Below are 13,202 nucleotides of genomic sequence, written 5' to 3' on the forward strand. Positions count from 1 at the left end.
GACATTTTGCGGGTGATCGTTAGAATAAGCCGCCCCGGCCGCTTATTTTGGGTGCCAAAGGGCAATTGCGCCCTCCTTAGCGATCACCCAACATCACCTACCTATGAAACCCTTTATCCGCAATGGGCTGACGAGCCCGTTATTTTTTCTGCTGCTGAGTGCCGGTCTGCTCGGCCAGTCCACCATCACCGGCACGGTCACCGGCGACCAGGGGGAGCCCCTCATCGGGGTGAGTATTTTGATCCAGGGAACGGGCAGCGGGACCGTTACGGACGCGGAGGGAGATTACTCGATCACCGCCTCCGAAGACGACGTCCTGGTGTTTAGCTACACCGGCTACGGCAGCGTTACCCGTACGGTAGGCACGAGTTCCGTCATCAACGTCGAGTTGCAGGCCGGCGCCCAACTCGACGAGGTGGTGGTCACGGCCCTGGGCATCAGTCGGGAACGTAAGGCCCTGGGGTACGCCGTGGAGGAACTGAACAGCGAAGAGATCGTACAGACACGACAGAACAACCTCGTCAACGCCCTGCAGGGGCAGGTAGCCGGCGTGCAGGTATCGAGCGCGGGGGGCGGGCCCGGTCAGGCTTCCCGTATCATCATTCGGGGGGTCAACTCCCTCGACCCGGATGCGAACAACGAACCCCTCTTCGTTATCGACGGCATTCCGGTATCCAACGAAACCCTGACGGTCGGCGGTGGCGGCAGCCGCAATGTTTCCAACCGCATCGCCGACATCAACCCCCAGGACATCGAGACCATGACGGTGCTGAAGGGCGGACCGGCCACCGCTCTATACGGACTACGGGCCGCCAACGGTGCCATCATCATTACGACGAAGTCCGGTAAGGCCGGGCGCGTTTCCGTAGATGTCACGTCCACCTACGGTACGGAAGAAGTGAATAAGTTTCCCGAAACCCAGAAGACGTACACCCAGGGTTTTGCCGGCAACTATGACCCCAACAGCTTCTGGCCCAGCTGGGGACCTACGGTGGAGGAAGCCCGCCAGTATGCCGCCGAAAACGGTTTGCCCCGCCCCAACGACCTCTTCAACAACTTCGAAAATGCCTACACCCAGGGCAACCAGTGGCGGAATACCGTGAGCGTTTCGGGCGGCAACGAGAAAGCCACCTTTCGCACATCCCTTTCGCGCCTGACCCACGAAGGGGTACTGCCGTTCAGCACCTACGATAATACCAGCTTTCGGATCAACGCCAACTACGCGGCCACCGATAAATTCAGCTTCGGGGGAGGCATCAATTACATCCGCAGCGGCGGCAACCGGGTGAACGCCGACCGCTTCAACGAACGACTCGTATACTGGGCTCCCCAGGCCGACGTCAACAATTACATCCGCGAAGACGGCTCCATGATCGGCTACCGCAACGAGGGGACCGTAGGGAACAACCCCGTCTACGGCGAAGCGACCAACAAATTCATCGACGACGTCGACCGCTACATCGGTAACCTCAACTTCAGCTACTCGCCCCTGCCCCAGCTGCGCATCAATTACACCCTCGGGCTGGATCAGTACAGCGACTTCCGCGACAACTTCGGCCAGGGTTCGGTGTACGCCGGGGCCCCCAACTTCGAGGATAACCTCTCGAACGGGAACGGTTTCGTGGTGGAAACCAGCATCCGCCGCCGCGACGTTACCTCCAACATCAACGCTACCTACAACGCGGAACTGACGCCGGACATCCGCCTCCGCTTCCTCGGGGGCTTCGATGCCTTCGACTCCAGCTACGACCGGGTCACCACGACCGGCAACGATCTGGACATCTACAATCTGTTCAGCCTCAACAACGCCGCCGACATTCGTACCAGCGCCGCCCTCGTCGACCGCCGCCTGCTGGGGCTGTACGGGGAAATGTCCCTGGACTTCCGCAACGCCGTCTACTTTACCGTCACCGGCCGCAACGACTGGTCGAGCACCCTGCCCCGGGCCAATCGCTCCTTCTTCTATCCCTCCGTCAGCCTGGGCGTACTCCTCGGGGAATTGCTGGAGCTGCCGGAAGCGATCAGCTTCGCCAAACTCCGCGCCTCCTACGCCGGCATCGGCAAGGATACCGATCCCTACCGGACGAATATCGTGTACCGCAACGCCGCGGGCTTTCCCATCAATAACGTTACGGGCTGGACCCGCGACGACCAGCAGGGAGCCCCCGACCTGAAGCCCGAACGCACCAATACGCTGGAGTTCGGTGCCGACCTGCGCTTCCTCAGCAACCGGCTGGGCATCGATTTCACCTACTACAACGCGAAGAGCATCGACCAGATCATCCCGGTGCCGGTGTCCAACGCGACGGGCTTTTCGACCTTCATCCTCAACGCCGGCTCCATGCGCAACTCGGGCGTGGAACTGGCCCTGCGCGGTACCCCGGTGGCGACGGCGGACTTTTCCTGGAACGTCAACCTCAACTACACCAGCAACCGCAATGAGGTGCTGACCATCTTCGAGGGCGTGGAGGACATCCTCATCGGCAGCTCCTTCGGGTACGCGGGGTCTTCGGCCAGCATCCGCCTGATCCGGGGGGAACCCTACGGCAACATCTACGGCCGGAGCTACGCCCGCTACGATCCTAACGGCGATGGCGACGACGAGCTGTTTATCGATTACAACCAGCCGTTGCTCATCGGCGACGATGGGTTCCCGGTTATCGAAACCACCCAGAAGATCCTCGGCAACACCCAACCCAAGTGGTTCGGGGCACTGACCAATACCCTGAACTACCGGGGCATCGGACTGTCGTTCCAATTCGATACCCGCCAGGGCGTGCAGAAGTACAACCAACAGGGCAACTTTTTCGCCGCCTTCGGAACGGCACCCTACACCCTGAACCGCAACGAAACCATCGTCTTCGAGGGCGTCACCGCCGACGGGAGCCCGAATACGAAGCCGGTCTTCCTCGGACAGGGTACCGGCCCCGACGGCGAAAACTACGGGGCCGGCTATTACCGCAACCGCTACCGGGGCTCAACCGAGAATTTCGTCGAGGACGCCGACTGGTTCCGCCTGCGTAACGTAAGCCTCAGCTACCAACTGCCGGCCCAACTGCTGGAGACGGTCTTCATTCGCACCGCCGGCCTCACCCTCACCGGTAATAACCTCTGGCTCGAAACCCCCTACAGCGGCTTCGATCCCGAAGGGAACCGCGGGAACGGCAACGGGGATGACGGCTTCGGGGGCTTTACCTACCCCAGCGTGCGCAGCTTCTTTGTTACCCTGAACCTTGGCTTCTAACCCGACGACCCATGAAACAGACCATCCTCTCTTCCCTGATCTCTGCCGGCGTCGTGCTCCTCATGACCGCCTGCGGGGCTGACTACCTCAACGTCAACGACAACCCCAACGTAGCCACGCGGCCACCGCTGGACGGGCTCCTGGCCAGTGCCTCCTACAACACCGCCCAGAATCAGTTCCGGGTAAGTAACGGCCACTCCGCCTACTACGTCCAGTACCTGGCCAGCCCCAACGAGGGCAATACTACGGACACCTACCTCGAAATCAGTAACGGCACGGCGTGGAGCGAACTCTACGACGCCATGACCGACCTGGACGACCTCATCCGCTTCGGTCAGGAAGACGGGCTCGGGCGCCACGTCGCCATTGCTAAGGTGCTGATGGCCGTCAATCTCGGCCTGGTCGTCGATAACTGGGGCGATGCGCCGTACTCCGACGCCTTTTCCGGGGAAACGCTGCGGCCGACCTACGACAGCGCCGAAGAGCTGTACGCCACCATTTTTCGCTTACTAGACGAAGCAGGCGCCGAACTGTCCGCCGCCGGGGACGCGCCGGCCGTGCGGGAGGGTAGCGACTTCGTCTACAACGGCGATCTCGATGCGTGGTCCCGCGCCGTGGCCTCCCTGCGTGCCCGCTATCTGAACCACCTCAGCGAAACGTCCGCCTATGACCCGACCGCGGTGCTGGCCGCCGTGGACGCCGGCTTTACCGGTCCGGAACAGGACGCTTCCGTGACCAGCTTCACGGTACGTAACCCCTGGGCGCAGGTCGCCGAAAACAACGCTAACCTCCTGCTGGGCGGTTGGCTTTCCGAACAGTTCATCGACGCGCTGAACGGCACGACCTACGGGGTGGAAGATCCCCGCCTACCGCTGCTGACCAACCGCAACGACGACGGGGAATTCGTAGGAACGCCCAACGGGGCCGGGCGGCAGGGCGACGGCACGAAGACGCTGGAGTCCTACCTGGTCCTCGAGGGCGCCTTTTCCATGGAATCCAGTCCGCTCAACATCATCACCTTCGCCGAGCTTAAGTTTATTGAAGCCGAGGCAGCGCTGGCCGCCGGCGATCAGGAGCGCGCCAATGAGGCTTTCGCGACCGGCGTACGGACCAGCATGGCGCAAATCGGGGTCGACGATCAGTCCGCCGACCAGTACCTGGATCAGGCCTACCCGGACGACGACGTATCCCGCGACGACATCTTCCGCGAAAAGTACGTCGCGCTGTTCCTCAGTCCCGAAACCTGGGTAGACGCGCGGCGCTACGATTACGCCTACGCCGACTTCGAACTGGCCGAAAACGCCGCCCTGAACACCTTCCCCGTGCGCATCCAGTACCCGAATACCGAAACCGACCGCAATGCCGTCAACGTCCCCATCGTCACGATGACGGACCCCCTCTTCTGGGATCAGTAGGGCGGGCGCGCGGGAGCAATACAGGTTAGGAAAAGCGGAGCCGATTTACCTTCACCGGATGAAGTATTCCCTCTCAGCCCTTCTGTTCGTGCTGGTGGTCTCCTGCGGGCGCCGGGCGCAACCCTACGACTTTCCCAGTCCGGTGGATACCACCGACCATCCCATCACCGAGCAAGTGAAGCGGTCCTACGCCTTCGACGCAGGTCGCCTGACTTTCGACAACCAGTTCGACGGGGCCCGCCTGAACAATCTGGAACGGCTGAACGACAGCACCTACGTAGCGACGATCCTGCCCGAGAATTCGCCCATCAATCCGAGTCCGTGGTACGCGATGCGCATCGTATCCGATCGCGACCGGGAGCTCACGGTCCGACTGGCCTATCCGGCCGGGACCCGTCACCGGTACTTCCCCAAGCTAAGCCGGGATCGGGAGGCGTGGATTCCGGTGGGCAGCAGCCGGCTGACCTACAACGCCGATAGTACGGGACTGTCGGTGCGGCTGGCGGTAGAGGAGGGGGAAAGCTACCTGGCCGGTCAGGAGATCGTCAGTAGCCGCGACGTGATGGACTGGATGGCGAGCTTTCGTCAGCCCTACGTGCGTACGGAGGAAGTGGGGCGCAGTACCCACGGTCGGCCGATTCCCGTTATGCGCCTGAGTGCCGAGAACCGCTACGCCAAGCGCCCGATGATCGTGCTCTTCAGTCGGCAGCACCCACCGGAGGTGACGGGCTACCTGGCCCTGCAGGCCTTCGTGGAGGGAATCGTCGATCATCCCCGCATCGGGGAATTTCTGGAACGTTACCAACTGATGATCTTTCCGATCCTGAATCCGGACGGCGTCGATATGGGACACTGGCGACACACGGCGGGCGGCATCGACTCGAACCGGGACTGGGCTTATTACCACCAGCCCGAAGCCCGGCAGGTAGCGGATTACGTGGTGAAGAAAGCCCGCCAGAACGAAGCGCAGGTGATCCTGGGCATGGATTTTCACTCTACCTGGCACGACGTCTATTACACCTTCGACGAAGACACCCCGCCCTCGGTACTCCCGGAGTTCAAGGACGCCTGGCTGCGGGGAATCGAGGAGCGTATCGGTGACGGGTTTGAGGTCAACGAATCCCCCGGTCCGGTCGGTCGGCCCACCTCCTCCGGTTGGTTCAAGACTCAGTTCAACGCCGAAGGTATCACCTACGAGATCGGCGACGACACCGACCGGGACTTCGTGGAACGGAAGGGGAAAGCATCGGCAAACGCCATGATCGACCTGCTCCTGGACCGGGACTGAGGGTGATCTACCGACGTGGCTTTTGGCTAATTTCGTTGCACCTGCGTACCCGCCGTAAAATCCGTTATCTTTAGCACCAACGATCAATGAATACCACATGGCAACCTATACCATTACCGTAAACGGTACCGCGCGCAGCGTGGAGGCCGAACCCGAAATGCCCCTGTTGTGGGTGTTGCGTGACGAACTCGGCCTCGTAGGCACCAAATACGGCTGCGGCATCGGGGCCTGTGGCGCCTGTACGGTCCACCTCGACGGCGCGGCGATCCGCTCCTGTTCCCTGCCGATCGGACAAGTCGACGGCGCGGCGGTCACCACCATCGAGGGGCTCAGCGAGAACGGCGACCACCCCGTGCAACTGGCGTGGTTGGAGCACGACGTACCCCAGTGCGGCTACTGTCAGGCCGGCCAGATGATGAGCGCCGCCTCCCTGCTCAGCAACAGCCCGAGCCCCGACGATGCCGAGATCAGCGCGTCCATGAGCGGCAACATCTGTCGCTGCGGAACCTATACCCGAATTCACGCCGCCGTTAAAACGGCCGCCAATAAAATGAGCTAAGATGGTAGTGCAGAACAATTCCCGTCGGTCCTTCCTCAAGGTTTCGGCCGCCACCGGCGGCGGGCTTATGCTGGGCCTCAGCTGGCTCACCTCGTGCGAGAGCGACAAGGCGAAAAAGGCAAACCCCGAGCTCGTGATGCCCGCCGAATGGGTCACCGTGAACGCCTTCCTGAAGATCGGCGACAACGGGGTCGTGACCATAATGTCGCCCAACCCGGAGATCGGTCAGAACGTCAAGACCTCCATGCCCATGATCGTGGCCGAGGAACTGGACGTCGACTGGCGCAACGTGGTCGTCGAACAGGCCGGCCTCGATACCGAGAACTATACCCGCCAACTCGCCGGAGGAAGCCAGTCCATCCGCCACGGTTGGGAACCCCTGCGCAAGACCGGCGCCATGGCCCGTCACCTGCTCGTAGCCGCCGCGGCCCAGCAACTGGAGGTGGACGCCGGTGAACTGCGGACCGAGAACGGCGTGATCTACCACGACGGCAGCGACCGCAGCCTCGGCTACGGAGAAGTCGCCTCCCTGGCGGCCACCCTCACCCCGCCCGAAGAAGTAACGCTGAAGGACCCGGCCGACTTCCGCATCATCGGCCACGGCAAGAAGAACGTCGACGCCCGCAAGATCGTCACCGGTCAGCCGCTTTACGGGCTGGACGTCCAGCGCGACGGAATGCTGTACGCGGCCATCGTGCACCCGCCCGCCTTCGGTATGTCACTTAAGTCCGTCGACGATTCCGCCGTGCGCGGCATGGCGGGCATCCGGGACGTAGTGACCATTGACGCCCGTCCGGAAGGCCTGGAGCCCCAGTGGTCCGACGTGAACGCCTTTCCGAAGCTCGTGGCCGTCCTGGGCGACAATACCTGGCGCGTGCTCAATGCCCGCAAGGCCCTGAAGATCGAGTGGGAACGCGACAGCGAACCGGAATCGAGCGAAGGACACCGCAGTGCCCTGGAAGCGTTGCTCAACGACGGTAAGGCCGAGGAAGCCCGTCGCGACGGGAACCCCGAAGCCGCCTTCGCCCGCGCCGCGACGGTCGTAGAACGCACCTACTACGCCCCCTTCCTGCCCCACAATACGATGGAGCCGATGAACTTCTACGCCAACGTTACGGCCGACGGCGCGGAACTGGAGGGGCCCATTCAGACGCCGGAATTCCTGCGCAAAACGGTCAGCGCCCTGTTGGACATGCCGGAAGACAAGATCAGCATCATGATGACCCGGATGGGCGGCGGCTTCGGACGTCGGCTCTACGGCAACTTCGGGGTAGAGGCCGCCCTGATCAGTAAGGCGGCCGGCGCGCCGGTCAAACTGGTCTACTCCCGGGAGGACGATATGACCCAGGGTACCTACCGCCCCGAATACCTGGTGCGCTACCGCGCCGGACTGGACGAGGACGGTAAGCTCATCGCCTTCCACGTACGCGGAACGGGGGCCAACGAAAGCCCGGTATTCGCCAATCGCTTCCCCGCGGGAACGGTCGATAACTACCTGGCCGAAAACCTGAGCGCCGATACCAATATCTCCACCGGCGCCTGGCGGGCCCCGCGCTCGAACTTCATCGCCGGAGCCGAGCAGTCCTTCCTCGACGAAGTGGCCGAGGCCGCGGGTAAGGATCCCATCGCCTTCCGACTGGAACTGTTCGACCGGGCGAAGAGCGATCCGGTCGGAGAGGACAACGACTACGACGCGGAGCGTTACGCCGGCGTACTGGAACTCGTGCGCGATAAGGCCAACTGGAATACCGGTGACGACAAGCGCGGAGTGGCGGCGTACTACTGCCACAATTCCTACGTCGCTCAGGTGCTCGAGCTGGAAATGAAGGGCAGTGAACCCCGCGTGACCGAGGTACACTGCGCCGTCGACTGCGGAATCGTGGTCAATCCGGAGGGTGCCCTGAACCAGATCGAAGGCGGCATCATCGACGGGATCGGTCACGCGCTCTACGGTGCCCTGACCTTCACCGACGGCCAGCCCGACCAGCAAAATTTCGATACCTACCGACTGATCCGTCACTCCGAAGCTCCCACGGCCATCCACACCCACTTCGTGGAGAACGGGATCGCGCCGACCGGTCTGGGAGAACCCTCCCTGCCGCCCGTCATCGGGGCACTGGCCAATGCGATCTACCGGGCTTCCGGGGAGCGGGTATACGAACAACCCTACGCCCGTCCACGACAGCTAAAGGGGTAATTGACGCGGGCTTAACCTAAGTTGCCGCAGCCGGCGGGGGTGGTTGGTTATCTTTGTCGTATGACAACGAACCACCACGCCCATACCCGTTTCAGCGACGGCGTAGGTGAGCCTGCCGAATACGTGGAGCACGCCCTTGCCGCCGGATTCACCGCCTACGGATTCAGCGATCATGCCCCCATCCCGGCCGGTGACATCGGCTCCATGAAACTGCACGAACTCGCGACCTACGGGGCGGAAATCGACCGGCTACGACGGGTATTCGCCGGCAGGATCGATCTGTACAAGAGCCTGGAAGTAGACTACATTCCGGGAGTGATGAACGTGGACAGCCCGCACATCAAGGCCGCGCGACTGGACTACACTGTCGGGGCCGTCCACTACGTAGACTACCTCGGCAAGGGGGAGCCGTGGAGCTTTCAGCGTCCGAACCCCGTTTTCGAGCGGGGGATCGCCACCATCTTCGCCAACGATTCCCGCCGTATGGTGGAGCGCTACTACGCCCTGGTGCGGGAGATGGTCGAAAACTACCCGCCGGATGTCGTAGCTCACCTCGACCGCATCAAGAAAAGGAACGTCAACGGCCGGTACTGGGACGAACACGCCGGCTGGTACGTAGCCGCGGTAGAAGAAACGCTGGATGCGATCGCGGGGGCCGGTCTGATCATGGAGGTCAATACCCGGGGTATCTACCTCGGGGAGATTGCGGATACTTACCCCAGCAACTGGATCGTACGCCGGGCGGTCGAACGCGGCATCCGGCTGCAGGTCAATTCAGACGCTCACCGCCCCCAGCACGTAGCGGGCGGCTTCCGGGAAGCCTATACCGGTTTGCGTGCGCTGGGCGTGGAGGCCGTCTGGCAGTATGCGGGCGATTCTTTTCAGCCCGCCGAAATCCTGCTTACGTCACCATCGTAGCCCGCCGCCGTAGGGTCCCCGCATGGTGGGTTCCCCGCAGCACCCCGGAATCTCCCGAATCGATCTTGGCGGCGTTGCCCTCATTGGTATCGATGTGCATCTCCAGTTTGTAGTCGGGCGACACGCGGATAAGCACGTTGCCGAACGTGAGTCCCCGCTCCGGACCGTCTACGGCCACGTCTACCGTATCACGATCCCGCACCCCGAACCGCTCCGCGTCCGTGGGGGTCATGTGAATGTGCCGCCACGCGCAAATCACACCGTCCTCCAGGTCCACCGATCCCGCGGGTCCGATCAACTGGCAGCCGGGCGTGTTGTCTACCTTGCCGGATTCCCGCACCGGCGCGTCGAGGCCGAGAAAGAACTCATCCGTCCGCGATATTTCGATCTGATCGACGGAGCGTAGCGGGCCGAGGATGCGTACCCGCTCGAGGCGATTGCGGGGGCCGACAACCGTCACGGTTTCCTCCGCCGCGAACTGACCGGGCTGGGAAAGTTGCTTTTTGACGGTGAGCGCGTACCCGGGACCGTAGAGCTTGTCGAGGGTCTCCCGGGTCAGGTGACAGTGGCGGGCGGATATGGCAATGGGGATGGTCGGCAGGGTATTCACCTCGTCTTCCTTCCGCAGCAGTTTCGCGCAGTCGCGGGCGATGGCCAATTGCTCGTCGGTGCGAATGGCCAGCAACTTTACGCGACTGTGGCTACGACTGAACTCGATAACGTCCTCGGTCGCGGTAAGGCGGGCGGAGTGGTTCAGGTCTTCGTCGATCACGGCCCCCAGGTAATCCAGTCGCTGGGCGGCCCGGTGGCGGACGATGCTGCTGTTCTCCCCGATACCGCCCGTGAAGATGATGGCATCCACTCCGCCCATAACGGCCGCGTAGGCACCGATGTACTTGCGCAGGCGGTGGGTGAAGACCTGCAGGGCGAGCTGACTGTCGGGATCGCCCTCCGTGGATCGTTCCAGGATGTGCCGCATATCGTTGCCGGCACCGGAAAGTCCGGCGAGGCCGCTCTGCCGGTTCAGCAGCGCGTCGATCTCCGCCGTGTCCATCCCGGTCTTTCGGTGAAGGTAGGCGGGGATGCCGGGGTCGATATCGCCGGAGCGAGTGCCCATGACCAGTCCTTCCAGCGGCGTCATGCCCATACTGGTCTCGATACTGCGGCCGAATTCGATGGCCGTCACGCTGCATCCGTTGCCGAGATGACAACTGATGAGCCGGAGACTGCGGTAATCGCCCCGCATGAAGGTGGCCGCCCGCCCCGCGACGTACTGATGACTCAGTCCGTGAAACCCGTAGCGGCGGATGCCGTGCTCCCGCATTAAGTCACGGGGCAGAGCGTAGGTCTGGGAGCGCCGCGGCAAGCTGTGGTGGAAGGCCGTATCGAAAGCCGCGAAGTGGGGCACCTCCGGCCACAGTTCGCGGGCCAGGCGAATGCCGGCCAGGTTGACGGGATTGTGTAGGGGAGCCAGGTCATTCAGGGCTTCAATCTTGGCTTCTACCGCGTCCGTGAGCCGGGTGGCTCCGGTAAATTCCGCGCCCCCGTGCACGACCCGGTGGCCGATCCCGTGCAACGCGATTCCGCTGACCTTTTCCCGCAGTTCCAGCATGAAGGGGTGTAAGGTAGCGCGGTGATCACCGCGGTCGGGAAGCCGGTCGGTACTGAGCTCGGCCACGCGCTCTCCGGTAGCCGCTTCGATGACCGCGGCCTTGAGGGAAGAACTGCCGGCATTGATGACAAGTATATGCATTGGTTAGGGGCGTTTGCGCCTCTAACCGGCGAGGCCGGGGGCACGTTCGGTGAGGGAACGATCATCGGAGTCGTGCCGGACACAAAAAAGCCCCGCCGGTGCGATCGCACCGGCGGGGCCCGTAGGTCAGGTGTTCGTTGCAGCGTTACAGCTTCACCAGACGGGTGCTTACGCTATATCCCTCTTCGTCACTGACGGTGATGAGGTAAACTCCGCCGGCCAGATCACCGACGCTCACCGAGGTTTGTCCGGTATCCGCGACATTCAACTCCCGGTACAGGCGACCGGTCAGGTCCCGCAGTTCCACGCGGATGCGGCCGGCCGGACCGGAGGTCAGGGTGGGAGCGAGCGTGGCAAGAGTGGCCGAGTTCAGACTCCAGGTAACGGTGACCTCGTGCCGGTCGGTCGGGTTGGGGAAAACCCCGAGTTCCCGCTCGGAGGTAGCGGTGAGCCGCGCGGTCCTGCCGCTGCCTTCCGTCCAGCCGGAAACGGCGCCCGCCGTGCAGGTAGACCGGACCCGGTAGGTGTACGTCGTATTCTTGTTTACGTTGACGGAAGCCGAGGTGCCACTGACCGATCCGGAAGCGTAGAGGCTGCCGCCGTCGAAGATTTCCACGTAGTAGCTAAGCGCGCCACTTGCCGGGTTCCAGGACAGGGTCATCTCACGACCACCCTTGCCGCGCGAACTGCTCAGTCCGGTGGGGGCGTCGCAGTTCTCGGCCGTCGGGGGTTCGGTGGGCGGTGGCGGGGGTGCCGTGGTACCGTCGCAGGTGGCCGACATGAGCTCGGGGCGGGCCGCGGAGATGGCCGCCCACATGCGATCCTTCTGGCCGGTGGTGAAGAGGTTCATGCAGCCGTCGTCGGAGTAGTCCATGTAGTTCTGGAACATGTCGGGCAGGTCGTCCCCGCCGTTCTTACCCTTCGGCCGGCAGCTGTTGGGACCCGGATAGGTACAGCTTCCGCCGGTGTAGTTCGGGCCACCGGCGGTGGGGGTGTCGGCAACGAAATCATCGACGTTGCACCCACCGTCGCCCCAGATGTGGCGTAGGTTGAGCCAGTGGCCGACCTCGTGGGTGGCCGTTCGTCCCAGATTGAACGGGGCCGTGGCGGTGCCGGTGGTCCCCACGTAGCGGTAGTCGAGCACTATACCGTCGGTAGCGGCCGCCCCGCCGGGAAACTGAGCGTAGCCGAGGATGCCGCCGCCGATCTCGCAGATCCAGACGTTCATGGCCTGGGTAGGCGTAACGGCATCGGAACCTCCGGCTGCCGATGACTTGACGTCATCGTTCGTTCCGAAGCTACTCCGGGTGGTGGACTTGCGGATGGTCTGGGTGAGGCAGAATTCGATCTCGGTATCCGCGGCGACGGGTTGAAAGTCGGCCGGGGTATTGCTCTGGTCGGCATTGAGGCGACGGAAGTCATCGTTCAGTACGGCGATCTGACTGGCGATCTGGGCGTCGGAGATGTTCTCGGTGCTGTTCCCGTACACGACGTGCACGATCACCGGTATCGTCAGTATACCCCCCGACAGTGCTTTTTCCATGCGGGTGTCGTACTGTTCGGTAAAGCGTTCGATACGCTCGAGTTGCAGCTCCCGGGTTGGATTGTCGATGATCTGCTGCTGCAGGTATTCCATGGATCCGCAGTTGCGCTGGGCGGACAGGAAGCTGGTAACGGCCACGAGGCCGAGGATGAGTAAAGGTCTCAATTTCATAGAGAGAAGGGTTGGTTAGGCGTCATTTGACGATCGCAAGTTACCCTCCAAAATTCTAAAAAATGAGCATTTTCCGGTATTTTCTACCGGAGTGTTCGGAAAGGTGGCAAAATT

At 62.6% G+C, this 13,202-nt stretch carries 8 protein-coding genes; 6 read left to right on the plus strand and 2 right to left on the minus strand.

Going from position 1 to position 13,202, the window contains the following annotated elements:
- The first annotated feature begins 103 nt into the window (after positions 1–103).
- From NMA52_RS02910 to NMA52_RS02935, 6 genes are all read left to right on the plus strand, one after another.
- On the plus strand, positions 104–3,244 hold the full coding sequence (locus NMA52_RS02910) for a SusC/RagA family TonB-linked outer membrane protein (protein WP_254826137.1): 3,141 nt from the start codon (positions 104–106) through the stop codon (positions 3,242–3,244).
- Positions 3,245–3,255: 11 nt separating this feature from the next.
- A complete protein-coding gene (locus tag NMA52_RS02915) occupies positions 3,256–4,659 on the plus strand; it encodes a SusD/RagB family nutrient-binding outer membrane lipoprotein (protein ID WP_254826138.1) in 1,404 nt (467 codons plus the stop codon).
- Between the two features lie 58 nt (positions 4,660–4,717).
- A complete protein-coding gene (locus NMA52_RS02920) occupies positions 4,718–5,947 on the plus strand; it encodes a M14 family metallopeptidase (protein WP_254826139.1) in 1,230 nt (409 codons plus the stop codon).
- Between the two features lie 97 nt (positions 5,948–6,044).
- Positions 6,045–6,506, plus strand: a complete 462-nt coding sequence (locus NMA52_RS02925; protein WP_254826140.1) for a (2Fe-2S)-binding protein — start codon at positions 6,045–6,047, stop codon at positions 6,504–6,506.
- A 1-nt stretch (position 6,507) separates the two neighbouring features.
- Positions 6,508–8,703: a xanthine dehydrogenase family protein molybdopterin-binding subunit gene (locus NMA52_RS02930; RefSeq protein ID WP_254826141.1), complete on the plus strand. Its 2,196-nt coding sequence runs from the start codon at positions 6,508–6,510 to the stop codon at positions 8,701–8,703.
- Positions 8,704–8,763: 60 nt separating this feature from the next.
- Positions 8,764–9,621, plus strand: coding sequence for a histidinol-phosphatase (locus NMA52_RS02935; protein ID WP_254826142.1), 858 nt, complete (start codon positions 8,764–8,766; stop codon positions 9,619–9,621).
- On the opposite strand, the gene NMA52_RS02940 is transcribed toward NMA52_RS02935, so the two are convergent.
- Positions 9,605–11,374 (minus strand): acetate/propionate family kinase, encoded by a 1,770-nt coding sequence (locus tag NMA52_RS02940; RefSeq protein WP_254826143.1) that lies wholly within the window; start codon positions 11,372–11,374, stop codon positions 9,605–9,607. The genes NMA52_RS02935 and NMA52_RS02940 overlap by 17 nt on opposite strands.
- A gap of 145 nt (positions 11,375–11,519) precedes the next feature.
- On the minus strand, positions 11,520–13,088 hold the full coding sequence (locus NMA52_RS02945; RefSeq protein ID WP_254826144.1) for a zinc metalloprotease: 1,569 nt from the start codon (positions 13,086–13,088) through the stop codon (positions 11,520–11,522).
- Between the last annotated feature and the right edge of the window lie 114 nt (positions 13,089–13,202).

Origin of the sequence: Lewinella sp. JB7, assembly GCF_024297185.1 — a bacterium.
GTDB lineage: Bacteria > Bacteroidota > Bacteroidia > Chitinophagales > Saprospiraceae > Neolewinella.

Excerpts from the sequence above, each read along its gene's own strand:
- NMA52_RS02920 (WP_254826139.1), top strand. The coding sequence starts at position 4,718 with ATGAAGTATTCCCTCTCAGCCCTTCTGTTCGTGCTGGTGGTCTCCTGC.
- NMA52_RS02910 (WP_254826137.1), top strand. The coding sequence starts at position 104 with ATGAAACCCTTTATCCGCAATGGGCTGACGAGCCCGTTATTTTTTCTG.
- NMA52_RS02935 (WP_254826142.1), top strand. The coding sequence starts at position 8,764 with ATGACAACGAACCACCACGCCCATACCCGTTTCAGCGACGGCGTAGGT.
- NMA52_RS02940 (WP_254826143.1), bottom strand. The coding sequence starts at position 11,374 with ATGCATATACTTGTCATCAATGCCGGCAGTTCTTCCCTCAAGGCCGCG.
- NMA52_RS02945 (WP_254826144.1), bottom strand. The coding sequence starts at position 13,088 with ATGAAATTGAGACCTTTACTCATCCTCGGCCTCGTGGCCGTTACCAGC.
- NMA52_RS02915 (WP_254826138.1), top strand. The coding sequence starts at position 3,256 with ATGAAACAGACCATCCTCTCTTCCCTGATCTCTGCCGGCGTCGTGCTC.
- NMA52_RS02930 (WP_254826141.1), top strand. The coding sequence starts at position 6,508 with ATGGTAGTGCAGAACAATTCCCGTCGGTCCTTCCTCAAGGTTTCGGCC.
- NMA52_RS02925 (WP_254826140.1), top strand. The coding sequence starts at position 6,045 with ATGGCAACCTATACCATTACCGTAAACGGTACCGCGCGCAGCGTGGAG.